Raw genomic sequence first — 23497 nt, 5'->3', positions numbered from 1 at the left:
CCAGCCAGCCAGCCAGCCAGCCAGCCAGCCAGCCAGCCAGCCAGCCAGCCAGCCATAGTCTGTGAGCGAATTAAAAGCGCAGCTCGCGGCGCTTTTGGCGAGCGAACAAAAACTAAAGCGTATTAACGCCGCGCTTATCGAGCGCATAGAAGGTGAAGGGCGCGTCAGCGATGCCTTTGCCGCCTTTGCCCATTCGGTGACACTGGCCGAACAGGTGCGTGAACGCACCTTTGAGCTAACCCGCGTCAATGAAGAACTGCGCCGTGAAATCGACGAGCGTACACGCATGGAGGCGCGTCTGCGTGAAGCCAAGCACGAAGCCGAACAAGCCAATCTGTCGAAAACCAAATTTTTGGCTGCGGTCAGTCATGACCTGCTGCAACCGCTCAATGCCGCGCAACTGTTTTGCGCCGCGCTGGCCGAACGGGTGCCAGACAGTGCGCAGAACCTGATGAACAACATCAGTCACGCGCTGGACGATGTGGAAAGCCTGCTCGGCACGTTAATTGCTATGTCCAAACTCGACGCGGGCGTTATCAAGCCGGACATCAGCCGTTTTGCCGCCAGTGACTTATTGCACAATCTTGCCTGTGAATACCGTGTCGTGGCTGCGCGTAGCGGTCTTCGGCTGGACTTTGTACAAAGCCGCGCCTGGCTGCACAGCGACCCGCAATTGCTCGCGCGGATTGTGCGTAATCTGCTGTCTAATGCCATTCGTTACACGCTTAACGGGCGCGTGCTGCTGGGTTGTCGGCGCAAAGGGCGATTTTTATCGATTGAGGTCTGGGATAGCGGCATTGGCATTGCCAAAGAACGTCAGCAGGAGATTTTTCAGGAATTTAACCGTGGTGAAATTCCGGCCAATCTGGCCGACAGAGGCCTGGGCCTGGGGCTTTCCATCGTCGATAAAATTGCCCATATGTTGGGGCATCGTATTCGCCTGCATTCGGTCTTGGGCAAAGGTTCTTGCTTTGCCGTGGAAGTGCCGATGGCGAGAAGCGGCGAGCGGCGCACTATTACTCAAGCGAGCGGCAGTCCACTGGAATGGCTGCGTGGCGCACGGATTTGGGTATTGGATAACGACGCGAGCATCTGTGCCGCTATGCGCACCTTGCTGGAAGGCTGGGGTTGCCGAGTGGTTACTGCGCTATCTGCCGAAGATTTAGCGCGACAGGTGGATAACTTCCACGCGGAAGCGGATTTATTGCTGGTGGACTATCACCTGGAAGAAGGCAGCAACGGCATTGAAGCCATCCGCACCATTAACGCGCGGCGGGCGCAGCCGCTGCCCGTACTGATGATTACGGCCAACCACAGTCATGAACTCAGGCAGCAAGTTCGCGCCTTGGGCTTTGGCTTGCTACACAAGCCGCTTAGGCCGATGAAGCTAAAAACCCTGATGAGCCATTGGCTGGGTAAGCGCTAATAAGCATGCCCTATCCCACTTGTGAGGGAGGAGAGATAACGGCTAACGGCGCAGCCAGTCCGAAAAATCCGTCTCGCCAATCGCCAAAATGGCTTGCACCCGATTGTGTACGCCGAGTTTGTGCAAAATCGCCGACACATGTGCCTTAACCGTGGTTTCGGCAATATCCAGGTGGTAGCCAATTTGTTTGTTGGATTCGCCCTTGCCCATTCGCTCCAGCACCAAAAGCTGTCTTCGCGTGAGCGTTTGCAACAGCTCCGGCGCAATACCGCGCTCTGCGTAGGCTTTGCCTAAACAGGCTTTTTGACTGCGGATAATATCCGGTGGCAGATACACATCGCCGCCCAAAATCTGCGCAATCGCCGCCTGCATCTGTGAGCGTGCCTGGCTTTTGGTGATAAAACCTACCGCGCCGTAAGTCATCGCTTGCAGCACGATTTGCTTGTCCTGTTCCGCCGAAACAATCACTATCGGAATGGTCGGCGCTTCGTTACGCAAACTGACTAATCCGGCCAAGCCGTGCATGCCGGGCATATTAAGGTCGAGCAAAATCAAATCAAGGTCGTCGCGCTCGGCAGTTAATGCCAGTGTGCTAGGCAAATCCACGGTTTCCATCACCTCGCTATCAGGAAAACCGTCGCTAATCACATGGGCAATGGCTTCACGAAACAGCGGGTGGTCGTCAGCAATCAATACCTTATACATGGCGCTGGTTCCTGTTTGGCGATTTATTCGTTAAAAGGAGCAGGGGTTGCCGGGACGAGCGGCAATCCGGCTTGCTGCCAAGCATCCACGCCGTCGCGGTACCAGTACAGACGAAGGTAGCCCAGCGCATGGGCGCGCTTAACGGCGTTCCAACTCAGCCAGCAGTCCGAACGGCAATAAAAGACCAATGGCCTGCTAAAGTTGCCATCTGTGATGCGTGTCAAGTGCTCAGCAAAATAGGTTTGCCAAGATGGAGCCAGTTCAGCAAGTCCGGTATTGGCGAGCCACAGGCTGCCTGGCAAATTGGCGTGGGTTTCATCCTCCACAAAGCGCCCGTTTAGAAAGGTTCTACCATAGACATCAATCAATAGCGGTTTGGGATTTTGTTGAAGCAGCGCCTGTAATGCGGCGGTATCAATGGTGCTGGCATGTTCAGCAAAAGGCGGGGTAGGGCTGCGATAAAACGCGCTGCGGTAGCCCTCTTGCGAAAACTTCGCCAACTCTTCGCCGTGCGCAAACAGCACGCATAAAAAAGTAGCAGCAAGTCCCATCAACAGGCGCAGCATCGGCTTCTCCCAACAAGGTCTAAGCGGCATTAGAGGAAGGTACTGCTGACTTGGGAATTAGACCTTGAGCGATTTAAAACACTACTAAAGTCGTAAATTTCCGTAAAGGCTGCGCCTGTATTCTCCCTTCTCCCATTTGTGGGAGAAGGGCGCGGGAGAGGGAAAAACAACACCATGCCAATCAAACTGCTGCTGGTCGACAGTCATCCCATTATCCGCTTGGGCTGTATCAGTGCGCTAAGCACGGCTTTGCCGCAGGTAGGCTTCAGCGAAGCGGCAACAGGTGAAGAAGCACTGCTACAGGTGCAGCAGAGTATCCCGCACCTGCTGCTGATGGACTTTTACCTGCCCGGTATTAGCGGACTGGAAACTACTCGCCGTTTGCGCCAGCGCCTGCCCGGGCTGCGTGTGTTGTTTTTTGCGCAAACCTCTGAACTGGCACTGGTACGCCAAGCGTTGGCGGCAGGCGCGTGCGGCTGGTTGTCCAAGACCGCCGAGCCGCAAAGACTGGTGGCTGCGGTCAGGCGGACGCTTGGCGGGCAGGTTTATATCGAACCGGAACGGGCCATGCAGATGGCCTGTTCGCGCGGTGAAGACAGCGCCAGCGACCGTCGTCTGGCGGGGATGACGGCGCGTGAAATGGAAGTATTTATCCTGCTCGCTCGCGGCATTGCCCAGCAGCAGATTGCTGAAAGGCTGTGCATCAGCCGCAAAACCCTGTCCAATCATATTTGTCTGCTGAAAAATAAATTAGGCATTGATTCCTTGGCCGCGCTGGTGCATTTGGCGCTGGAGGTCGGAGTTCTGCAAAAAGGCTAAAAAGCCTGCATGGCGCGGGAAACATTGGAGTTATTGAGCGCAGGTCGCTACCATTTGCCCGCAAACGCACTATAAGCGCTGATGAGACCTTCCATGACCGGCCAAACCCTGTACGACAAACTCTGGCAAATGCACGAAGTCACCCGCCGTGACGACGGCTCCTCGCTGATTTATATCGATCGCCATATCCTGCACGAAGTCACCTCGCCGCAAGCCTTTGAAGGGCTGCGTCTGGCCGCTCGCAAGCCTTGGCGAGTGAATGCCAATATCGCAACGCCTGATCACAATGTGCCGACCACGCGCACCGAGCGCCTGGGCGGGCTTGCGGCTATCAGCGACCCCATCTCGCGCCTGCAAGTACAAACGCTGGATGAAAACTGCGAAGACTTTGGCATCCTCGAATTCAAGATGAACGACATCCGCCAAGGCATCGTCCATGTGATAGGTCCTGAGCAGGGCGCAACCTTGCCGGGCATGACCATTGTCTGCGGCGATTCACACACCTCGACCCACGGCGCTTTTGGCGCACTGGCGCACGGTATTGGCACCTCAGAAGTCGAACACGTGCTGGCAACGCAGTGTTTGGTCGCCAAAAAGATGAAAAACATGCAAGTGCGCGTGGAAGGCACGCTGCCCACAGGTGTCACCGCCAAAGACATTGTGCTGGCGGTTATCGGCAAAATCGGCACCGCAGGCGGTACCGGGCATGCGCTGGAATTTGCGGGCAGCACTATCCGTGCGCTGTCGGTGGAAGGGCGCATGACCTTATGCAATATGGCGATTGAAGCCGGTGCCCGCGTCGGCTTGGTCGCGGTGGACGAAAAAACCATCGACTACGTTAAAGGCCGTCCGCTCGCCCCCAAAGATGCGGATTGGGATAAAGCGACCCGGCTCTGGAGAACCTTGGTTTCTGACCCGGATGCCGTTTTCGATAAAGTGATCGAACTGCGTGCCGAAGACATCAAGCCCCAAGTCAGTTGGGGCACTTCACCAGAAATGGTTCTGCCCATTGATGAGCATCTGCCCGACCCCGCTCGTGAAGCCGACCCGGTCAAAAAAGACTCCATCGCCCGTGCCTTGAAGTATATGGGCCTCACCGCCAACCAGCCGATCACCGCGATTCATCTGGATAAAATCTTTATCGGCTCATGCACCAACTCGCGCATCGAAGACCTGCGCGAAGCCGCCCGCGTCGCCAAAGGCCGCAAAGTCGCCGCCAACGTCAAACTGGCCATGGTGGTGCCCGGCTCCGGTCTGGTCAAAGCGCAGGCCGAAGCAGAAGGATTGGACAAAATTTTTGTTGAAGCGGGATTTGAATGGCGTGAACCCGGCTGCTCCATGTGCCTTGCCATGAACCCGGACAAACTGGAAAACGGCGAACACTGCGCCTCCACCTCCAACCGCAACTTTGAAGGCCGCCAGGGCGCAGGCGGGCGCACCCACCTGGTCAGCCCCGGCATGGCCGCCGCCGCCGCAGTGGCCGGGCATTTTGTGGACGTACGCGAATTGATACAGAAGGGACTGTAATGAAAGCCTTTACTCAGCATTGCGGCTTGGTTTGCCCGTTAGACCGCGCCAATGTCGATACCGACCAGATTATTCCCAAGCAGTTTTTAAAATCCATCAAACGCAGCGGTTTTGGCGCTAATTTATTTGATAAATGGCGTTATCTGGATGTTGGCGAACCGGGGCAGGATAACCGCAAGCGCCCGCTTAATAATGAGTTTGTGCTGAATTTTCCGCGTTATCAGGGCGCGAGTATTTTGCTGGCGCGGGAAAATTTTGGCTGCGGCTCTTCGCGCGAGCATGCGCCTTGGGCATTGGATGAATACGGCTTTCGTGCGATTATTGCGCCTTCCTTTGCCGATATTTTTTACAACAACAGCTTTAAAAATGGCCTGCTGCCGATTGTATTGGCAGAAAGCGAAGTGGATGAACTTTTTATTCAATGTGAAAAAAACAAAGGCTATCAATTAACCATTGACCTTGCCGCGCAGCGCGTCACTTGCCCAAATGGCATGCACTATAGCTTTGCAGTCGATGCTTTCCGTAAACATTGTTTGCTGGGCGGTTTGGATGATATTGCTTTGACCTTGCAAGATGAAGCGCGCATTCGCGCCTTTGAAGAGAAACACCGCACGGCGCAGCCTTGGTTGTTTGCTTGAATTTTAAACAGGAATTTTTATGTCCAAACAGATTTTAATTCTCCCCGGTGACGGTATCGGGCCGGAGATTATCCAGCAAGCGGTTAAAGTGCTGGAATGCGTTAATCAACGTTTTGCGCTGAATTATCAATGGCACTTTGACAGCATCGGCGGAGCGGCTTATGAACAATACGGCACGCCGCTGGCTGATAGCACTTTGCAAAAAGCCAGGCAAGCTGATGCGGTATTGCTGGGCGCGGTTGGCGGGCCCCAATGGGATAATATCGAGCCAGCCTTAAGGCCGGAACGTGGCTTATTAAAAATCCGTGCAGAACTTGGCTTATTCGCTAATCTGCGTCCGGCTATTCTTTATCCACAATTGGCCGATGCTTCTTCATTAAAAGCGGAGATCGTCGCCGCTCTTGATCTTTTAATAGTACGGGAATTAACCGGCGGCATTTATTTTGGCAAGCCGCGTGGACAAGAAGTTTTAGCCAGTGGCGAGCGTAAAGCCTTTGATACCTTGCCTTATAGTGAAAGTGAAATTCGCCGTATTGGCAAAGTCGGTTTTGAAATGGCGCGTCTTCGCGGTAAAAAACTCTGTTCGGTGGATAAAGCCAATGTGCTGGCATCCAGTCAATTATGGCGAGCGGTGATGAATGAACTGGCGGCGGATTACCTGGATGTTCAATTGTCGCATATGTATGTCGATAATGCCGCGATGCAATTAGTGCGTGCGCCCAAACAATTTGATGTGATCGTTACCGATAATTTATTTGGCGATATTTTATCGGATCAAGCGGCCATGTTGACCGGCTCTATTGGCATGCTGCCTTCGGCATCATTGGATGCAAACAATAAAGGCATGTATGAACCCTGCCACGGATCTGCTCCGGATATTGCAGGAAAGGGTATTGCCAATCCACTGGCAACCATTTTGTCACTCGCCATGATGCTGCGTTACAGCTTTGCAGAGTTGCAGGCCGCTAATGCCATTGAAGCGGCGGTTGGCAAAGTATTGGATGCAGGACTGCGCACGGCGGATATTGCCAAAGCAGAGGCATCTTCAGTCAGTTGCGCGCAGATGGGCAGTGCAGTTGTGGAGGCGCTTTAAAGAATTTGTTTTAAAAAGGTTTTAACGCGCGGGTCACTCGCCTGTTCAAAGAATTGGGCAGGCGCTGCGTCTTCCAGCAAACGGCCTTGATCAAAAAACAAAATGCGGTCGGCTACTTCGCGGGCAAATCCCATTTCATGACTAACGCAAAGCATGGTCATGCCTTCTTTGGCAAGTTGTTTCATAACATCCAATACTTCGCCGACCATTTCCGGGTCGAGCGCTGAAGTGGGTTCATCAAACAGCATGACTTTAGGTTCCATACAAAGCGCTCTGGCAATAGCCACACGCTGTTGTTGGCCACCGGATAAACGCCTTGGGTATTCGCTGGCTTTTTCCGCAATGCCGACTTTAGCCAGTAATGTACGGGCTTTTTCTTCGCTTTCTCTTTTACTGCGCTTACGAACCACTTGCTGTGCCAAGCACAGATTTTCCAGCACGCTTAAATGCGGAAATAAATTAAAGTGCTGAAATACCATACCGACTTCGCGGCGCCACAGATTGTGATTGGTTTTGCTGTCGGCCAAATCCACACCATCAATGCAGATTGAGCCTTCATCCAACTCTTCCAAGGCATTTAAACAGCGCAAAAAAGTGGATTTTCCCGAACCCGAAGGGCCAATTAAAACCACCACTTCAGCTTGCTTGATATCCGTGCTGACATTATCGACAGCACGTAGCACTTGACTGCCTTGCTCAAAAATTTTAACCAGATTGCGCACTTTAATCATGTTTGGCCAGCTTGCGTTCCAGATAATTAGTCAATTGTGATAAAGGCAAGTTAATCAGCAGATAAAGTCCCGCCACACAAAACCAGATTTCAAAGGTAGAAAAAGAACTGGTAATGGCCTCGCGCCCGCTTTTGGTGAGTTCAGTAATGGCAATGGCAGAAATCAACGAAGTATCTTTAACCAAGGTAATAAATTGCCCGGCGAGTGGCGGCAGTACGCATCTAAAGGCTTGCGGCAAAATAACATGGCGCATGCTTTGTACAGAGGATAACCCCAGAGAGCGCGCCGCTTCATCCTGGCCTTTGGCAATTGACTGAATACCGGCGCGGATAATTTCACCGACATAAGCGCCGGTAAATAACCCCAGCGCCGCCACGGCGGCAAATTCACGTGACAGATTAAGTACCGTGCCGATAAAAAAATAGAAGATAAATATCTGCACCAGCAGCGGCGTACCGCGTACCAGTTCAACATAGATGCTGGTTAAATCACGCAGGGTAGGGTTTTGGGAAAGCCGGGCAAGCCCAGCCATTAGCCCAATAGCCAAAGCAACAATGGCGGAAAGCACAGCAATCCATAAGGTAGTGAATAAGCCAGAAAGCAGCGGCCCTGGAGCCAAGTGGCGGTCAATGCCAATTTCATCGCCTTCTGATACATCGTCGCCTTGCTTAAGATGCAGGCTGTCGGTGGCTATCTTAACGATTTGTTGCTGCTGGTTATAGTAATCGATAGTGACATCTGTAATGTCATTATGGGTTGTAATATTGGCAATGCGTCCATCTTCTGCGGCGCGTTGGGTAATCTCGGCTTGATAGATAAAATACTGCGGTATGCGATGCCAGCGCCATTCATAGGCAATCAATGAAGTGGAAAACCATAAGCCCCAGCCCAGCATCAATAAAATGCCAAGGGTTAATAGATGCCAAGGCCAGAGCAGGCGTTTTTTCTTGCTTCGTTTCATGTTGTATTCAGCCGGAAGTGGATCTTTGGTTATTCCATATCCTTCATCCAGTCGGTATTTTTAAACCATTTGTTATATAGTCTGTCGTAAGTGCCGTCATGCTTGATTTGTACCAGCCAGTTGTTAATCCAGTTAATGCTGGCTTGGTCGTCACGTTTCAGGCCGAAAGCCAAGGGTTCATAAGTAAAGGGTTCGTCCAGATGAATCAGTTTTCCCGCACCACGTTTTTCTAAAGCAATAAGATTGTAGGTTGAATCAAACACAAAGCCATCGATTTTTCCATTGACTAAATCCACCAGTGCTTCATCGGCGGTATCAAAATTATGGTAGCGAGCGCGGCTCATTAAGCGTTTGGCGACAATTTCACCGGTGGTACCGATTTTTGAAGCGATTTGGTATTTTTCATTATTTAAATCTTTGTAGGATTTAACATCGCCTGCCAATTCTTTACGAATAAGCAGCGTTTGCCCTACGGAAATAAAGGGTTCGGAAAAGCCGATTTTAAGATTGCGCTCTTGGGTCAAGGTCATGCCGGCGGCAATTAAATCAAATTTATCCGTCAGCAGTCCGGGAATAATGCCATCAAAGGCAATGGAGACGATTTCCAATTTAACGCCCATTGCCTTTGCCATCGCTTTGTTTAAATCGACCTCAAAGCCTACGATGTCGCCGCGTTTATCGCGCATTTGCAAAGGCATAAATACCGGGTCAGTGCCTACGCGCAGAGTGCCTCGTTTAACCACTTCATCGATCATTTCAGCCTGCGCGGCAAAGCTGAAGCAGCCAGTCAATAGCGCGGTTAACAAGACTTTGATTGTTTTTTTCATGATTGATATCCATACAGCCAACAGGGAAAAAGTAGTCTGCCACAGTGGCGTACTGATTAGCTAGATATTAGCGTTATGCGGAGCAAACGCATTCTGAACGTGCGTGTTCATCCTGTGCCAGTTGTTGTTGTAGCCAAGGTAAGGCGGCCTGCAACTCGCTGCGCAGTGTCCAGGGCGGGTTGATGACGAAGACACCGCTGCCGTAGAGACCTAAGCCATTTTCTGGTGCTTGTTTGATTTGCAACCAAGCATGCAGCCAGTTTGCAGCGGGCAGGCGATACAGGCTGCGCAGCATCTCGTTGACTTCGCGTCGCTGCAATAGCGGATACCAGAGCAGATAGCAGCCGCTGGCAAAACGCTGCAAGCCTTCGCTTAAGGCTTGTACGGCGCGGCGATAGTCTTGTTTGTCTTCGTAGGAAGGGTCCATCATCACAATGCCGCGCCGTGATACGGGCGGCAGCATGGCTTTGGCTGCGGAAAAACCGTCCAGGGCGTGCAGCTTGATGTGCCTTGCGCGAAGCTCTGGCCGTAGCTTGGGCAAATGCCGCAGTGCTTCAATTTCGCTCGGGTGGGTTTCAAACAGGTGCAAGCGGTCATCCTCTCGCAAGGCGTGCAGGGCAAGCCAAGGCGAGCCGGGATAAGCTTGCTCGCCATGTTGCTTTCTGCACCCTGCTAATACTTGCAGATAGCGGGTAATTAGCGGCGGGATTTCATCGCTATTGGTCGTATCGGCTTGGGCGCACAAAAGGCGGTTAATACCACTGTCCGCTTCGACGTTTTGCCTTGCCCATTCGTGGGTTAAGTCGTACAAGCCTGCGCCTGAGTGGGTGTCAATGACGGTAATGGGCGCAGGTTTGCGGATGGCGTAGTCCAAAATCTGGATAAAGATGGCGTGTTTGAGTACATCTGCGTGGTTGGCGGCGTGAAAGCCGTGCCGGTAACTGTGCACTTGGGATGTCCGAATAAAGCAGGGTGCTTGACATTGTAATCTAAGCTTGCGCGTGCTCTACCGCCCTTGCCTTTTTAACAACAAGAGGCTACCATCCCTCGCCCTTAAAAATCGGCACAAGGCGGCCAATGCGCCGCGCCAATCTTATGCACAAGGTACGAACTGGATGCCCGCTATTAAAGTCAAAGAAAACGAACCCTTCGATGTAGCTCTGCGTCGCTTTAAGCGCTCCTGTGAAAAAGCAGGCGTGCTGTCTGAGGTGCGCAGCCGCGAGTTTTACGAAAAACCGACCGCCGAACGCAAGCGCAAAGCGGCCGCGGCGGTTAAACGCTATGCCAAAAAGGTTCAGCGCGAGCAGCGTCGTATCGTGCGTTTGTACTGATTTTAAGCATTCGCCACAAGCCGCCTGTTTAGGCGGGCAAAAACCTTATCTGAAAAACTCCGCTGCCGTCTGTGCAGGCGGGGTTTTTCTGTTGGCTGTTGTGACAAAATCCCTCTTCTTTTTGAAAGCGCCCTTGAAGCATTGCTATGGCCGGTTTAATCCCGCAAGCCTTTATTGAAGACCTGCTCAAACGCACGGATTTGGTGGAGGTGGTCAGTGCGCGGGTTGCGCTTAAAAAAAACGGCAAAAACTACAGCGCCTGCTGCCCGTTTCATCAGGAAAAAACACCGTCTTTTAATGTCAGCCCGGATAAACAGTTCTATCACTGTTTTGGCTGTGGAGCGAGTGGGGATGCGCTGCGTTTTGTGATGGAGCACGATCGCTTGGATTTTCCCGAAGCGGTCGAGTTGCTCGCACGAGCGGCCGGGCTTAGTGTGCCGCGCGAGGCGGGCGCAGATCCTCGCGAGCGCCTCACGCAAGAGTCGCCATTGTATGGGCTGCTGTCGATGGCAACGCAGTTCTATCAACAGTCGTTAAAACAGCATCCGGCGCGACAAGCGGCGGTGGATTATCTAAAAAAACGCGGCATTTCCCCGCAAATGGTGCAAGCGTTTGCCTTGGGCTTTGCGCCGCCGGGCTGGGATAACCTGCACAAATTGGTGCAAGCTGATCAAGCCAAGCAACAATCGTTGATTGAAGCAGGGCTCTTGGTTCACAACGAAGGCAGCGGTAAGCGCTACGACCGCTTCCGCGACCGCTTGATGTTCCCGATACGCGACCATAGCGGGCGAGTGATTGGCTTTGGTGGGCGGGTACTGGGCGATGACAAGCCCAAATACCTAAACAGCCCGGAAACCGCACTGTTCCATAAAAGTCATGAACTCTATGGGCTGTACGAACTGCGGCAAAAGCCCGGCAAGCTCGATGAAATCTTGGTCGTCGAAGGCTATCTGGACGTTATCGCGCTGGCGCAGGCGGGACTTTGCAATGCGGTTGCTACCTTGGGTACAGCGACCAGCGAGCAACATATCAAACGCCTGCTGCGCCTTGCGCCTTCAATATTGTTCTGTTTTGACGGCGACAGCGCTGGACGCAAAGCCGCTTGGCGAGCGTTGGAAGCGGCCTTGCCTGCGCTTTTTGACGGCAAACGAACGCGGTTTTTATTCCTGCCCGATGGGGAAGACCCGGATAGCTTGGTGCGCCTTGAAGGGGCTGATGCTTTTCGCGCACGAATAGAAGAACAGTCGCTGTCGTTGACCGATTATTTTTTTAGCCGTTTGCAGCAGGAAGTGAACTTAAGCTCGCTGGAAGGAAAGGCGCAATTGGTTAATTTAGCGCTGCCGTTACTGCAAAAAATACCCTCAGCCAGTTTGCAAGTGCTGATGCGCCAACGCCTTGCGCAGTTGAGCGGGCTTGCGCTGGAGCAGCTTAACCAATTGGCGCAGCCAAACCTTCCCGCTAAACCGCAACCGCCGGTTGCGCCAGAGAGGGTGCCGGATCCGCAAGAGTTCTCGCCCCCCATGCTGCTGGACGAGCCGCCGCCGATGGGTGAAGAAAGCCCCCCGGCTTGGCAGCCATCCAGGCAAAAATCCATCGAAGTTGACCCGCACAGCTTGGCGCTGCGTACCTTGCTGCATTATCCAGAGCTTGCGCAGCAAGTCGGTACGCTGGAAATAATCGGTCATGCAGAAGAAGCCGAAGAACCGGCTGTTCGCGCGTTACTGGAATTACTGCGCGCGTTGCAACAAAACCCTAAGTTGCGTCCGCTGCAATGGCTCGCCCGCTGGCACGGCAGCAGCCAAGGTCGTTTGCTTAAATCGCTGTGGGAAAAAGAATGGATGCCGCATGAGCACGGTTATCTTGAACACAATCCTGGCCAGCAGTTTCTCGATACCCTTGCTAAACTTGAACACCTTGCACGGCAAAAAGCGCAGCAGCAGGCTTATACGCAACAGATAACCCATCTTTTACAGAAAAACCCCAGTGAGCTAAGCACAGAAGAAAAAAGCCTGATACAAGCACATTACCGTGCCCAATTAACCGCAAACAAGCCGGTATCTGCTACCTAAGCCTCTAATTGCAGTATACTAGTCGGCTTATTTACCGCCCGTAGAAACCTTGAGTGAACAGGGTAATATGTCAGCCAAAGCACAGCAGCAATCCTCCCGTTTAACCGATTTAATCAGCTTGGGTCGTGAGCAGGGCTACCTGACTTATGCCGAGGTGAATGACCATCTGCCGGAAGATATTTCCGACAGCGAACAAGTTGAAAGCATCATCAGCTTGCTTGGCGAGCTGGGTATCAGCGTATTTGAGACCGCGCCGGATGCCGATGCCTTGCTGCTGGCCGAGGCAGAAACCGATGCCGCCGCCGTGGAAGAAGCCGCCGCCGCGCTGGCTGCGGTAGAGACTGACCTTGGCCGCACCACGGACCCGGTGCGCATGTACATGCGCGAAATGGGCACGGTGGACTTGCTGACCCGCGAGGGCGAAATTGAAATCGCCAAGCGCATCGAAGAGGGCATCCGCGAAGTGATGAGCGCGATTGCCCACGTGCCCGGTACGGTGGAAAGCATCCTCGCCGAATACCGCCGTGTCAGCGAAGGCAATGGTCGCTTGGTGGAAGTGTTAAGCGGCTATATCGACCCGGACGACAGCGACACCTTGCCCGAACCGCCGCCGCCGAAAGTCAAGCCGGAAATAGTCGCCGCCGAAGACGGCGAAGAAACCGATGAAGAGAGCGCAGGGGTCGTTGAAGAGACCGAAAGCGAAGGCGACGGCGGACCCGACCCGGAAGAAGCCGCACGCCGCTTTGAAGCTATTGCCGCGCAACTGAAAATCGCGACTCGCTTGGTGAAAAAACACGGGCGTGGTAGTGAGCAGGGTATTGCCGCGCTGCGCGAACTGGGCGACCTGTTTATGCCCATCAAGCTGGTACCCAAACAGTACGACACGCTGCTTGCCAAACTCAAAGAGCTTTTTGACAGCATTCGCAAAGTGGAGCAAGCCATTTTGCAACTTTGCGTGCGTGATGCACGCATGCCACGTGCCGAGTTTCTGCGTCGCTTCCCTGGCAATGAAGTCAATCTGGACTGGCCCGCGCAGCTTGCCGCGGAAAAAGCCGCTTGGGCGGCAGCCGTCGGCAAACAGCAAGAAGCCATCAACAGCCAGCAGCAGCAACTGATTAAGTTGCAGGAAAAATCCAAACTGACCTTGGCGGAACTTAAAGATATTCGCCGTCGCCTGTCGATTGGCGAAGCCAAGGCGCAGCGTGCCAAGAAGGAGATGGTCGAGGCCAACCTGCGCTTGGTGATTTCCATTGCCAAAAAGTACACCAACCGTGGCCTGCAATTTTTGGACCTGATTCAAGAAGGCAATATTGGCCTGATGAAAGCGGTGGATAAGTTTGAATACCGCCGCGGCTACAAATTCTCCACCTACGCCACTTGGTGGATTCGCCAGGCGATTACCCGCTCGATTGCCGACCAGGCACGCACCATCCGCATTCCGGTGCATATGATTGAGACCATCAACAAACTCAATCGCGTATCCAGACAAATGTTGCAGGAAATGGGGCGTGAACCTACACCGGAAGAACTGGGCGAACGGATGGAAATGTCCGAGGACAAAATCCGCAAGGTACTGAAAATCTCCAAAGAACCCATCTCGATGGAAACCCCGATTGGTGACGATGAAGATTCACACCTGGGCGACTTTATTGAAGACTCCAGCATGCAGTCGCCGGTCGATGTCACCACAGTGGAAAACCTCAAAGAAGCCACCCGCGAAGTGCTGGGCGGTCTAACCGCGCGTGAGGCAAAAGTGCTGCGCATGCGCTTTGGCATCGACCTGCCGACCGACCACACGCTGGAAGAAGTCGGCAAACAGTTTGATGTCACCCGCGAGCGCATCCGCCAAATAGAAGCTAAAGCCCTGCGCAAACTGCGCCATCCTACCCGCAGTGAGCATTTGCGCTCTTTTCTCGACGATTGACCGTTCGCGCAAGCGGGCGAGGGGCACCAGATAGTGCACAGATTTACGCCCCTCTCCCACTTGTGGGCGAGGGGCACAGAGAGGGAAAGCCGCTACTTCTGATAAATCTGGTCAAAGGTGCCGCCATCGGCAAAGTGTGTCGCTTGAGCGTTCTGCCAACCGCCAAAGGCTTCATCCACTGTGACCAAATTCAGCACAGGGAAAACGGATGTGTACTGCGCGGCCACAGCAGGCAGGCGAGGGCGGTAGTAGTTTTCGGCGGCAATATGCTGGCCTTGCTCGCTGTACAGATACTCCAGATAGGCCTGTGCCACTTCGCGCGTGCCGCGCTTATCGACGATTTTATCCACCAGCGCGACCGAGGGTTCGGCGAGGATGGAAAGCGACGGCGCGACGATGTCAAAGCTGCCTGCGCCCAATTCACGCAGCGCGAGTAGTGCTTCGTTTTCCCAAGCCAGCAGCACATCACCCACGCCGCGTTCCACAAAGGTGGTCGTCGCACCGCGTGCACCGGTATCCAGTACCGGCACATTGGCGAGCAGCTTGCCGATATAGTCGCGTATTTTGCTTTCATCCCCGGCAAAGGTCTTATTCGCCCAAGCCCAGGCCGCCAGATAGTTCCAGCGTGCACCGCCGGAGGTTTTTGGATTGGGCGTGATAACGGCTATTTCTGGCTTGATCAGGTCATCCCAATCACGAATATTCTTGGGATTGTCCTTGCGCACCAAAAACACAATGGTTGAGGTATAGGGTGAGCTGTTATTCGGCAGACGCTTTATCCAGTCTTCGGGTAGCAGCTTGCCGTGTTGATGCAGCGCATCGACATCAAAGGCCAACGCCAGCGTGACGACATCAGCCTGCAAGCCGTCAATCACAGAACGTGCCTGCTTGCCGGAACCGGCGTGTGAGGTGCGGATGTTAAGCGTATCGCCGGTTTTCTCGTGCCAATGTGCGGCAAAGGCGCGGTTGTATTGTTGATACAGCTCACGGGTGGGATCGTAAGACACATTCAGCAGACTGATGTCTGCCGCCCATGCGGTCAATGGCGCAGCCAGCAGTAACGCCGCGAGACGAAAGAAAGAGGGTTTCATGCAAAAAGCTCCTTAGCGGTACGGTTTGGCGTACTTTAATCAGTGCTTTTAATATCTAAAAATACTTTATAATTTTATTTTTATAGCTATTTATTATTTAAAGTGCACTCAGCCAGCAGCTTTTTACAAAGCCTGTGTTACAGTCGCCCGCGCTAAAAACTTCTCCAAGGTATCCCTTATGGACATGCAAGCACGCATCCGCCAGCACTTTATTGCCAGTATCGAAACCAAGCAGCAAGCGACCGAAGTATTAACCCCAGCCATTGAACGGGCGGGTGCGCGGATGGTCGATACACTGCTGGCAGGCGGCAAAATCCTTGCCTGTGGCAATGGCGGTTCGGCGGGCGATTCACAGCATTTTTCATCGGAACTGCTTAACCGCTTTGAGCGTGAACGGCCCAGCCTGCCCGCCATTGCATTGACTACGGACAGCTCAACGCTAACCTCAATCGCCAACGATTACAGCTATAACGAGGTTTTCTCCAAGCAAGTACGCGCCTTGGGGCAGGCGGGGGATGTGCTGCTGGCGATTTCCACCAGCGGCAATTCCGCCAATGTGCTCGCCGCCATTGCCGCCGCACACGACCGCGAAATGCCAGTAGTCGCCCTAACCGGCCGCGACGGTGGCAGCATGGCCTCTTTATTATTGCCGGAAGATGTAGAAATCCGCGTCCCCGCCAAAGTCACCGCCCGTATCCAGGAAGTGCATTTATTGGTTATTCACTGCCTGTGTGATTTTATTGATAACCAATTATTTGGCGCTGAGTAATAGCGCTTTTCCCCTCCCCACTCGTGGGAGAGGGATATTGCGAAGTAAATAACCTTCAAAACTTGCCCAAGGTATCCCTTATGGACATGCAAGCACGCATCCGCCAGCACTTTATTGCCAGTATCGAAACCAAGCAGCAAGCGACCGAAGTATTAACCCCAGCCATTGAACGGGCGGGTGTGCGGATGGTTGATACACTGCTGGCAGGCGGAAAAATTCTTGCCTGTGGCAATGGCGGTTCGGCGGACGATAGAAAAAATCGCACCGCCAGTAAGCGGTGCGGATAGCGAGACTTCCTTGTCTCTTTTCACTGCGCTCCTTGCGTCCTTCGATGACAGCCGGAGGCTGCGAAATGGCTACATCGGTACTGCTGAACAGATTTGAACTGTAACCAAGAGAGTAGTTAATCTTTCCCAAACTACAAGGCCGCTGAGTGACTTCTTACGACTTTAATGATACGACTTTAGAAGCAGCGGCTTTGTTTTTCAGCATGCCTTACTTATTGAGTCTATATGCCATCGCAGCTTGTCCAAGCCGTTGTCAAGCCTATTGAACAGCGTGTACCTTGTGAGTCTAAAAAAAGTTCTTTACCACTAAATTTCCCACTTCCCTTTGCGCTCAAAACATAACTGCTACCTGCCGTTGCACTCTCTTCCGTGCAACTACTGGAAATGGCAAGTTTTTTACCGATATTAAGGGAAAGTGAAAATTCATCACGTTTTGCGATAGTTTTTTCATAACCCAAATCAGCTAAATTTGCATTTTTATAACTATTTTTTTGTGCCCGATAACGCTCCAAAGCACTAGCTGCGGCCACCAAAGAAGCTTTTGCATCTTCACAAATAGTACGCCTAACATAGCGTTGATAACTTGGGATGGCAATGGCTGCGAGTATGCTAATAATCACCACTACTATCATTATCTCAATCAAAGTAAAGCCGCGTTGATCATTCATGCTGTTCTCTGTTAATCCTTAAATGGCGGTATTGTGACTAAAGCAGGCAAAAAAATGCCTGCGCGTTATTGCTACAAATCAATCCAATAGGTTTTTCGGCCTGCTCCGGCTTGTCGGCTGAATGGATCGCTAAATTCGCCTGGAGCAAACTGTACCCAGCAATTGCCTTCAAAACAAATCACATTGGGGTCGCCAAGCGCACCTTGGCTTTTGCTAAGGATAGCGTAATCGCTATAGTTACCCGTATCTACTGTATCTGCTGCGCCGAATGGGGTGGCATTGGCCAGGTTAAGGCCATAGGTGCTATTTTCACTTTTGCCGCCAGCGCATGGATCATTGCTGGCACGAGGCGGCATATAGGTATTAACAAACAAGCGCCCGCTGATGGTTTTAGGAGTGGAGATGATCTTTTCACCCAATCCTTGAAGTTCCACCAGCCAACCGCTTTTTTGGCCATTGATTATCTCATCGGTGGTTTTTGAGCCATTAAACTTGCCGTCAGTTTGTCGGGATAAATCGGCTTCTGTTAGCGTTTTACCGTTATCGGTTAAATCCACATGCAACGAATACATATGGTCGTGAACTTTGGTATCCAGTGGATGGGCGCGATACCCGCTGCCGATATTGACAAACAGTGTGCTTTTTCCGCCACTTGTCTCAGCGGCAACATCTGCACCGTGATAAAAGCGGCGGGCATTAGCATCGTGATTGCCTGGAGTGCCGCCGAAATTGGCAAGCAGCCCGTTATTTCCTGTGCCGCCGCCAATTACCAAAGTATCCAGCGGATTACCATTATTGATAAAAAACCGCCAAATTTGCCCGCCGACATCACCGACAAAGAATTGTGTGGCAAGGCCGTCAGCACGTGATTTTCCACTGCTATCCAAGCTTAATACGCGAACGTTGCCGGGGATGCTGTATTTCATTTCCGTAATTTTAGCGTCATTACTGGCAGACCAGAGTTTTTCTCCAGTTTCTGCATTGACGATATAAATATCACTACCTTGACTGGCTGTACGGTAGTTTTCTGGAGTATCTTGCTGCTCATCATAGCCGCCGCCGAATATCAGTACATCAGTGATTTTTCCGTCAATATTGATTTTTGTTTTTACCGGTTGCGACCAAGTTTGCCCTAGCCGTTCAAAGCCACTATCACCTGCGCTGATTTTCCATTTTAATGTTGGATTATTTCTATCAGTAATATCCAGCGCGTAGACACTTTTGCCGCCGCGGCGCATGGTGGCGTAGGCGTAGACTTTTTTAGCCTTTTTTTCAAAGGTACCGTTTGCATTGAGGTTATCAACCCAAACCGTGACCGTATTATCCATACCGTAGATATGCGCTCTGCTGCCAGTGGTGCTGTCTTGATAAAGCGGTTTGATATTTTTTAGCAGTTCTTCCGGCATAAAAGCAAATTGTTCGATACCGGTTGCCGTATCAAACATCTGCACAAAGCCTTCATTGGTGCCGATAATAGCCATTTGCGAAGTGTTTTCTGTATCGGCAGATTCAACGCATTTGCCAGTGGTTGTATTGAAGTCGCCTTTACACTCATAGCTAAATAAAGTAGGTGCGGAGTGCAGCGGGTCGCCTAGTGCGCGGCGTGCGGTTTTGCCATCGTCTGCAAAACCGCGAATATAGCGTAGTAGTTCTTTGTGCTCACTATTATTGTTTAGTTTATCAATGATTGGACTGTTATTGGGCGTTAACTGGATAGTATTTCCATTAGTCTGTGCGGTGGGAAATGGCGCTCTGCTATAGTCGTTAAAACCTACCCAAAGATGACGCTCATTGGGTGCGGGCAGCTTCCAGGCGGCACCGCCTTTGCTAACATCATTGCCATCGATAACGTCATCATTCCACCAACTTCTTGCATTGCTTTTAAACTGGCCGTCTACATCTTTGGCGTCTATTGGAGGTTTGCTGTTATCAATTTCAACAAGATTGTTGCCATTCACTCTCAAGCCATAGCGCTTAAGATTGCCGGGCCAGCGGTCATGTTCGATAGGTTGGAACATGGGATAGTAAATTTGTTTTTTGTGTTCATCTGATTGGTAATCACCGCCCGCAGGGCTGGGGTTGACGAAACTGGTATTTTTAATTTCAGTGGCTTGCTTGATAATGGCTTTGAAGGCATCCAGCAACTCATCGGCCTTATCGGCGGTTCGGTGCAGTCCGTTGCCATTATTGGCAAGATCTTGTAGATAATTCCTTACCTTTTGGCCTTGTGCGCCACCCAGTGCATTTAAAGCAAAACCAATGGTATGAGTGAAAACGTTTTGTATACCCATATCGTTAGCTAGAGGGGATTGGTCTTCGTCATGCAGCCACTTAACCAGCTTGATACTGCACGCTTCACCGGCACTATCTCCGTTCGTTGTTGGGCAAGTCCTGGCGCCCATCAGGTTTTCGATATTATTTTTGTCTGCATTGCTATAGCCATTAGCTTGTCCATCGGTTAACAGAACAAAATGCGACGGCTGGCAATGGCTAGTGATGGGGCTGGCGACATTCTTGCCAAGAGCATTGCCAGAGTCATGCTTGCCAGGGAAACCATTGAAATAACGCGCAGCATTATATAACGCCCTGGCTATAGGTGTTCCGCCGTTGGGTTGCATGGCATTGATGAGGTCTATAGCGGTACGGCGTTGTTGACCTTTATCAATATCGCTGACTGGCAGTGATTGATTTATTCCGTTAAGTGTCATTAAGCCGATATTAACCCCGTTTATATCATTGAGCAGGCTTTTCATCGTATTTTTCAGTACGTCCATACGGACGCTTTTACCTCCAGGGCATTTCCTTCTAGAGTCGTGAGGAAAATTCACATCCAAGCACCAATCCATTGACCCCGAATTATCCAGGATAAAAAACACATTGGGTTTTACATCGCTCGGGATTTGTCCAAAATACATTTCGGTATCATCGGCCCAAGTTAAGCCGCCTTGTAATAGCAAGGTTAAACCCAGAGTGGCGATAGCCATTTTTGGTAAATAGCGTGTGGCATTCATGGCGCTGTTTTCTTCCCTTATAACAGTAAATAAAATATTTTCTGTAATGCCAGCGGCTGAGTAGCGAGCATTCGGTTAAAACATATAACCTTGCTGATGCACCGCTGTGAATGATTCAAATTGACCTGTACTGGTAATGCGGTAGCAGATGCCGCCGGTTAGGTTTATATCGCTGCCTACGCCAATGGATGAGGCAGCACTGCTGCTACCGAGGCTGCCTCCTGTAGAAGAGGCAGCACAATCGACTTGCTCTACTTCGACGCAGAAATAACGGCTACTGCTTCCGGCACTGCAATCGTTTGCCCAAGCCCAAGATGATGGCAGACTAGTACTATTGTCGAAGGCGAAGAAGAGGTATTTGGGTGCACCCGACGGCGGTCGGTTGCTTTCATCTTGCAGTTGTAAAATGGCAGCTTGAATGCCGTTTTCGGCTGTCTGAAAAGCGAGGTTTTGCTGTTGCAGATTACCCGCCATGCGCTGTTGCAAGGTAGCGCTGCGCCCGGCGGCCAATGCCAGAATGGTTAGCACCAACAGTAAAACCAGACTTATCAGCAAGGTGGCTCCCTGTTGTTTTTTAGCTGCGGTTAAATGATTCATGGTCGATTCCTTAGATCAATTAAGGATTTAAAGGTGCGTTTGATTGCAGTTGTATCGCCGACACAATAATTAGTGCTGTTTTCACTTAAAGTGTCGCTGCAAAGGGTGAGTGTTACTTGCAGTTTTTGCACCTCTTTAAAAGAAGGGGTGATGCCATCGGATAATTTAGGCAATTGCTCTGTCTTATAGGTGCAAGTTTCTGTTGGGTCTGCCGTACAAGGTTGCAAATAGTCAATACGGTCAATCTTGGCATGATTTAGCAAAATCTGACCGCCAGTGCCGGTATCAGAGGATATAACACGCAGATTGTTGCCATCATTTTTAAACTCAATGTAATTTTTACTCAGATGCCTGCGTTCACAATTATCTTTTGTTACTCCATCCGGTGAACCATAGTAGCGAATCGTTAAACTGGTATTGGTGCTACCCTTAAGCGATTCATCGGGGAAGTTTATAGTCCCTCCCCAGCCAGTACCAAAATCAACATCGCTGCTATCAAGTCCGCCATCACAACCATTAAAGCCAGTACGGCGAGCTTCTCGGGCGATTAGATCCATAACCAACCGGCCGTTTTCCTGCAAGCGAGCGACTGCATTGGCACTGCGTTGGGTTTGTGAGCTGCTGCCAAATAATTCCAATACGCCCAGCAACAAGATGGTACTGACTAACAGGGCAACCATCAGTTCAATCAGTGAAAGCCCTGATTGTGCTTTTGGATAATTAGCAATAAAGGATTTCATAGCAGCACCTTCACTTCATAAAATGCCCAAGGTTTTTTATCGGTCGATGTTGCTGTTTCTCCACAGGCTTTGTCGTCCTTATCGCTAACATCTTGTCCGCCGGTATCTTTCCAAAAGATGCCGATGCACCAGAGGCGATTTTCTGTTAGGCCGCCTGTGGTTACTGTGCCTTCGAATTTAACTATGGCCATGGCATCGGGGAGAACATCATTTAATGCCTTAGCCCAAATTTGACGGTCGCATACCGCTAAGTCTGCTGCTGATTTTTCATTGCAGTTATCGGGCGCACCAGTGGCAAGGTATTCGACACCTTGTACGCCGCCGGTTGAATATATGGTTGTTTCAAGCACTTGTTCATCCGCATTACTGCGCATGCGTTCGACCAAATCATAAGCCGCCAATGTTGCTGTGCTGCGCATGGCGGCACTTTGGTTGGTTTGCAGGCTGTTTATCATTAAAGTCGCCATGCCCAATAAACCGATGGCGAGAATAACCAGCGCGACCAGTATTTCAATCATGCTAAAACCTTGATGGTATTTTATGGACATGTAACCCCTGCTCCTATGCCTTCTTTTGTGTGAGTTTGTCCAAAAGCGCCTATACAAATGGTTTTCTTGATACTGCCTTGCCCGGCCACTCTAATGGTGCCTGTATTTTTAACAGTGCCAGAGCTTTGAAAATTTATTTTGCTATCGCCTTCATTATTCACTTGTACATTTTTTGGTGTAGGCTCTGTGCGGTGTATGACTTCAGAGTTGCCCACCATCATCACCAGCGCTCCGTATTGATAATCTTTTTCGCCGCTGCTCGTGCCGCAGTTGCTGCCTTGTTGGTTGGACGGGCAGAAAGTGATGGCTTTACCGCGTGCAACGGCTTCATTGCGAGCCATTTGTAATCCACCTAGTAAGCTATTGATGGCGGCTTTGGTGCTGTTATTTAGCATCATCTGCCGCATATTGGGTACGGCAAAACCGATCACAATGGCAATTACCGCAACAACAATCAGCAACTCAATCAAGCTAAAGCCTTGATTGAGTTTTGGCCGTTTTGACGGGCAGGGTAGGAGAGGTGAGTTCACAGAAAAATCCAAGGTAATCGGTTAATTAGACTGTCAATGTAATGGGTCGCTATGGAATAGCCAGTGTGTGCAGACCAGTGGCAAAAAAGTTCGGATAAACCGCAGTAAAGGGCTGTCTGGCCAAGCGGTTTATCCCGCCTGCCGATAAACCGGTGTACCATTTTGCCCCTATCTTTTGGCAGGTCAGCGGGATTTTGATTGATGCGCATCCAATTAAATGGTGAGCCTTTTGAGTTTTTGGGCACTAAGCTCGACGAGCTGATAGCGCAGCTTGCGCTTAGCGGCAAGCGCCTTGCGGTTGAGCGCAATGGCGAGGTTATTGCGCACAGCGAGCATGCCAGTTGCTGGCTGGCTGAGGGGGATTGTATTGAGTTGGTGCAGGCGATTGGAGGGGGGTAATCGGCTTGCAGCCTTACCCTTCTCCCGTAAGCGCTTAGGGTCTGTTCCCGCTTCAAACGTGGCCGCGACGGAGGCAGATTTTGTGCGCAGCAAGGCGCGAGAAGAGAAATTTGCTCATGCAAATGAACGACGAGCAACACAGCGGCGCACAAAATCTGCCCCGTCCCTTCGGGCTGCGCCCAAAATTTCGCCATACGGCGTTGCAGCATTTGCCAAGGTTGTACACATTGGCTGCATGCT

The 23497-nt window shown here is 51.4% G+C and carries 22 protein-coding genes and 2 pseudogenes; 11 read left to right on the top strand and 13 right to left on the bottom strand.

Going from position 1 to position 23497, the window contains the following annotated elements; genetic code table 11:
* Window positions 1-202: 202 nt before the first annotated feature.
* A pseudogene (locus AXE65_RS00590) lies at window positions 203-1426 on the top strand (ATP-binding response regulator); the annotation flags it as partial.
* Window positions 1427-1468: 42 nt separating this feature from the next.
* Here the strand turns inward: AXE65_RS00590 and AXE65_RS00585 are convergent.
* A complete protein-coding gene (locus AXE65_RS00585) occupies window positions 1469-2131 on the bottom strand; it encodes a response regulator (protein ID WP_068386538.1) in 663 nt (220 codons plus the stop codon).
* A gap of 23 nt (window positions 2132-2154) precedes the next feature.
* Window positions 2155-2697 (bottom strand): PQQ-dependent catabolism-associated CXXCW motif protein, encoded by a 543-nt coding sequence (locus AXE65_RS00580; protein ID WP_068386535.1) that lies wholly within the window; start codon window positions 2695-2697, stop codon window positions 2155-2157.
* Between the two features lie 180 nt (window positions 2698-2877).
* Between AXE65_RS00580 and AXE65_RS00575 the strand changes: the two genes are divergently transcribed.
* From AXE65_RS00575 to leuB, 4 genes are all read left to right on the top strand, one after another.
* Complete coding sequence (locus tag AXE65_RS00575) at window positions 2878-3516, top strand: response regulator (protein WP_068386543.1); 639 nt, start codon at window positions 2878-2880, stop codon at window positions 3514-3516.
* A gap of 93 nt (window positions 3517-3609) precedes the next feature.
* Window positions 3610-5043 (top strand): 3-isopropylmalate dehydratase large subunit, encoded by a 1434-nt coding sequence (leuC, locus tag AXE65_RS00570; RefSeq protein ID WP_068386532.1) that lies wholly within the window; start codon window positions 3610-3612, stop codon window positions 5041-5043.
* A complete protein-coding gene (gene leuD / locus AXE65_RS00565; RefSeq protein WP_068386529.1) occupies window positions 5043-5681 on the top strand; it encodes a 3-isopropylmalate dehydratase small subunit in 639 nt (212 codons plus the stop codon). Before leuC ends, leuD begins: the two co-directional genes overlap by 1 nt.
* Before the next feature lie 19 nt (window positions 5682-5700).
* Window positions 5701-6774: a 3-isopropylmalate dehydrogenase gene (gene leuB / locus AXE65_RS00560; protein WP_068386526.1), complete on the top strand. Its 1074-nt coding sequence runs from the start codon at window positions 5701-5703 to the stop codon at window positions 6772-6774.
* On the opposite strand, the gene AXE65_RS00555 is transcribed toward leuB, so the two are convergent.
* The 4 genes from AXE65_RS00555 to AXE65_RS00540 all read right to left on the bottom strand — a co-directional run bounded on the left by AXE65_RS00555 (window position 6771) and on the right by AXE65_RS00540 (window position 10242).
* The gene (locus AXE65_RS00555; RefSeq protein ID WP_068386523.1) at window positions 6771-7505 is read right to left on the bottom strand and encodes an amino acid ABC transporter ATP-binding protein; all 735 of its coding nucleotides are present in this window, start codon (window positions 7503-7505) and stop codon (window positions 6771-6773) included. The two genes, leuB and AXE65_RS00555, sit on opposite strands and share 4 nt — an antisense overlap.
* Window positions 7498-8466, bottom strand: coding sequence for an amino acid ABC transporter permease (locus AXE65_RS00550; protein WP_068386520.1), 969 nt, complete (start codon window positions 8464-8466; stop codon window positions 7498-7500). Before AXE65_RS00550 ends, AXE65_RS00555 begins: the two co-directional genes overlap by 8 nt.
* Before the next feature lie 29 nt (window positions 8467-8495).
* Window positions 8496-9293: a transporter substrate-binding domain-containing protein gene (locus tag AXE65_RS00545; RefSeq protein ID WP_068386517.1), complete on the bottom strand. Its 798-nt coding sequence runs from the start codon at window positions 9291-9293 to the stop codon at window positions 8496-8498.
* A 73-nt stretch (window positions 9294-9366) separates the two neighbouring features.
* Window positions 9367-10242 carry a 23S rRNA (adenine(2030)-N(6))-methyltransferase RlmJ gene (locus AXE65_RS00540; RefSeq protein ID WP_068386514.1) on the bottom strand — a complete coding sequence of 292 codons (876 nt, stop codon included), beginning with the start codon at window positions 10240-10242 and terminating at the stop codon, window positions 9367-9369.
* 166 nt (window positions 10243-10408) lie between these two features.
* Here AXE65_RS00540 and rpsU point away from each other — a divergent pair, with 166 nt between their 5' ends.
* The 3 genes from rpsU to rpoD all read left to right on the top strand — a co-directional run bounded on the left by rpsU (window position 10409) and on the right by rpoD (window position 14617).
* On the top strand, window positions 10409-10624 hold the full coding sequence (gene rpsU / locus AXE65_RS00535; RefSeq protein ID WP_068386511.1) for a 30S ribosomal protein S21: 216 nt from the start codon (window positions 10409-10411) through the stop codon (window positions 10622-10624).
* 146 nt (window positions 10625-10770) lie between these two features.
* Complete coding sequence (gene dnaG / locus AXE65_RS00530; RefSeq protein ID WP_068386508.1) at window positions 10771-12693, top strand: DNA primase; 1923 nt, start codon at window positions 10771-10773, stop codon at window positions 12691-12693.
* Between the two features lie 67 nt (window positions 12694-12760).
* Entirely contained in the window at window positions 12761-14617 is a 1857-nt protein-coding gene (rpoD, locus tag AXE65_RS00525; RefSeq protein ID WP_068386505.1) for an RNA polymerase sigma factor RpoD, read from the top strand.
* A gap of 92 nt (window positions 14618-14709) precedes the next feature.
* Here rpoD and AXE65_RS00520 read toward each other — a convergent pair whose 3' ends face one another.
* Window positions 14710-15708, bottom strand: a complete 999-nt coding sequence (locus AXE65_RS00520) for a sulfate ABC transporter substrate-binding protein (protein WP_068386503.1) — start codon at window positions 15706-15708, stop codon at window positions 14710-14712.
* A 178-nt stretch (window positions 15709-15886) separates the two neighbouring features.
* Here AXE65_RS00520 and AXE65_RS00515 point away from each other — a divergent pair, with 178 nt between their 5' ends.
* Both AXE65_RS00515 and AXE65_RS00510 read left to right on the top strand, forming a co-directional pair.
* Window positions 15887-16477 carry a phosphoheptose isomerase gene (locus tag AXE65_RS00515; protein ID WP_068386501.1) on the top strand — a complete coding sequence of 197 codons (591 nt, stop codon included), beginning with the start codon at window positions 15887-15889 and terminating at the stop codon, window positions 16475-16477.
* Between the two features lie 86 nt (window positions 16478-16563).
* Window positions 16564-16737, top strand: a pseudogene (locus tag AXE65_RS00510) (SIS domain-containing protein); the annotation flags it as partial.
* Window positions 16738-16985: 248 nt separating this feature from the next.
* On the opposite strand, the gene AXE65_RS00505 reads toward AXE65_RS00510, so the two are convergent.
* The 6 genes from AXE65_RS00505 to AXE65_RS00480 form a co-directional block, all read right to left on the bottom strand.
* The gene (locus AXE65_RS00505; RefSeq protein WP_068386494.1) at window positions 16986-17432 is read right to left on the bottom strand and encodes a prepilin-type N-terminal cleavage/methylation domain-containing protein; all 447 of its coding nucleotides are present in this window, start codon (window positions 17430-17432) and stop codon (window positions 16986-16988) included.
* Window positions 17433-17503: 71 nt separating this feature from the next.
* Entirely contained in the window at window positions 17504-20443 is a 2940-nt protein-coding gene (locus tag AXE65_RS00500; protein ID WP_079213975.1) for a PilC/PilY family type IV pilus protein, read from the bottom strand.
* A gap of 75 nt (window positions 20444-20518) precedes the next feature.
* Window positions 20519-21040: a pilus assembly PilX family protein gene (locus AXE65_RS00495; RefSeq protein WP_068386487.1), complete on the bottom strand. Its 522-nt coding sequence runs from the start codon at window positions 21038-21040 to the stop codon at window positions 20519-20521.
* On the bottom strand, window positions 21037-21780 hold the full coding sequence (locus AXE65_RS00490) for a PilW family protein (RefSeq protein ID WP_068386483.1): 744 nt from the start codon (window positions 21778-21780) through the stop codon (window positions 21037-21039). The genes AXE65_RS00495 and AXE65_RS00490 overlap by 4 nt, the downstream gene beginning before the upstream one ends.
* Window positions 21777-22328: a type IV pilus modification protein PilV gene (gene pilV, locus AXE65_RS00485; protein WP_068386480.1), complete on the bottom strand. Its 552-nt coding sequence runs from the start codon at window positions 22326-22328 to the stop codon at window positions 21777-21779. The genes AXE65_RS00490 and pilV overlap by 4 nt, the downstream gene beginning before the upstream one ends.
* The gene (locus AXE65_RS00480) at window positions 22319-22858 is read right to left on the bottom strand and encodes a GspH/FimT family pseudopilin (protein ID WP_275574847.1); all 540 of its coding nucleotides are present in this window, start codon (window positions 22856-22858) and stop codon (window positions 22319-22321) included. The genes pilV and AXE65_RS00480 overlap by 10 nt, the downstream gene beginning before the upstream one ends.
* 201 nt (window positions 22859-23059) lie before the next feature.
* Between AXE65_RS00480 and thiS the strand changes: the two genes are divergently transcribed.
* Window positions 23060-23257, top strand: coding sequence for a sulfur carrier protein ThiS (thiS, locus tag AXE65_RS00475; RefSeq protein WP_068386474.1), 198 nt, complete (start codon window positions 23060-23062; stop codon window positions 23255-23257).
* Window positions 23258-23497: the final 240 nt, after the last annotated feature.

Origin of the sequence: Ventosimonas gracilis, from assembly GCF_001580025.1 — a bacterium.
GTDB classification, from domain to species: domain Bacteria; phylum Pseudomonadota; class Gammaproteobacteria; order Pseudomonadales; family Pseudomonadaceae; genus Ventosimonas; species Ventosimonas gracilis.
The sequence above is the reverse complement of the archived record's forward strand: the minus strand, read 5'-3'. Positions and strand labels throughout refer to the sequence as shown.

What these genes read in the sequence shown, in the direction of transcription:
- AXE65_RS00550 (WP_068386520.1), bottom strand. Translation starts at nt 8,466, where the DNA reads ATGAAACGAAGCAAGAAAAAACGCCTGCTCTGGCCTTGGCATCTATTA.
- leuB (WP_068386526.1), top strand. Translation starts at nt 5,701, where the DNA reads ATGTCCAAACAGATTTTAATTCTCCCCGGTGACGGTATCGGGCCGGAG.
- AXE65_RS00500 (WP_079213975.1), bottom strand. Translation starts at nt 20,443, where the DNA reads ATGAATGCCACACGCTATTTACCAAAAATGGCTATCGCCACTCTGGGT.
- AXE65_RS00585 (WP_068386538.1), bottom strand. Translation starts at nt 2,131, where the DNA reads ATGTATAAGGTATTGATTGCTGACGACCACCCGCTGTTTCGTGAAGCC.
- AXE65_RS00515 (WP_068386501.1), top strand. Translation starts at nt 15,887, where the DNA reads ATGGACATGCAAGCACGCATCCGCCAGCACTTTATTGCCAGTATCGAA.
- AXE65_RS00580 (WP_068386535.1), bottom strand. Translation starts at nt 2,697, where the DNA reads ATGCTGCGCCTGTTGATGGGACTTGCTGCTACTTTTTTATGCGTGCTG.
- leuC (WP_068386532.1), top strand. Translation starts at nt 3,610, where the DNA reads ATGACCGGCCAAACCCTGTACGACAAACTCTGGCAAATGCACGAAGTC.
- dnaG (WP_068386508.1), top strand. Translation starts at nt 10,771, where the DNA reads ATGGCCGGTTTAATCCCGCAAGCCTTTATTGAAGACCTGCTCAAACGC.
- AXE65_RS00505 (WP_068386494.1), bottom strand. Translation starts at nt 17,432, where the DNA reads ATGAATGATCAACGCGGCTTTACTTTGATTGAGATAATGATAGTAGTG.
- thiS (WP_068386474.1), top strand. Translation starts at nt 23,060, where the DNA reads ATGCGCATCCAATTAAATGGTGAGCCTTTTGAGTTTTTGGGCACTAAG.
- rpoD (WP_068386505.1), top strand. Translation starts at nt 12,761, where the DNA reads ATGTCAGCCAAAGCACAGCAGCAATCCTCCCGTTTAACCGATTTAATC.
- AXE65_RS00545 (WP_068386517.1), bottom strand. Translation starts at nt 9,293, where the DNA reads ATGAAAAAAACAATCAAAGTCTTGTTAACCGCGCTATTGACTGGCTGC.
- AXE65_RS00555 (WP_068386523.1), bottom strand. Translation starts at nt 7,505, where the DNA reads ATGATTAAAGTGCGCAATCTGGTTAAAATTTTTGAGCAAGGCAGTCAA.
- AXE65_RS00495 (WP_068386487.1), bottom strand. Translation starts at nt 21,040, where the DNA reads ATGAATCATTTAACCGCAGCTAAAAAACAACAGGGAGCCACCTTGCTG.
- leuD (WP_068386529.1), top strand. Translation starts at nt 5,043, where the DNA reads ATGAAAGCCTTTACTCAGCATTGCGGCTTGGTTTGCCCGTTAGACCGC.
- AXE65_RS00520 (WP_068386503.1), bottom strand. Translation starts at nt 15,708, where the DNA reads ATGAAACCCTCTTTCTTTCGTCTCGCGGCGTTACTGCTGGCTGCGCCA.
- AXE65_RS00490 (WP_068386483.1), bottom strand. Translation starts at nt 21,780, where the DNA reads ATGAAATCCTTTATTGCTAATTATCCAAAAGCACAATCAGGGCTTTCA.
- rpsU (WP_068386511.1), top strand. Translation starts at nt 10,409, where the DNA reads ATGCCCGCTATTAAAGTCAAAGAAAACGAACCCTTCGATGTAGCTCTG.
- pilV (WP_068386480.1), bottom strand. Translation starts at nt 22,328, where the DNA reads ATGTCCATAAAATACCATCAAGGTTTTAGCATGATTGAAATACTGGTC.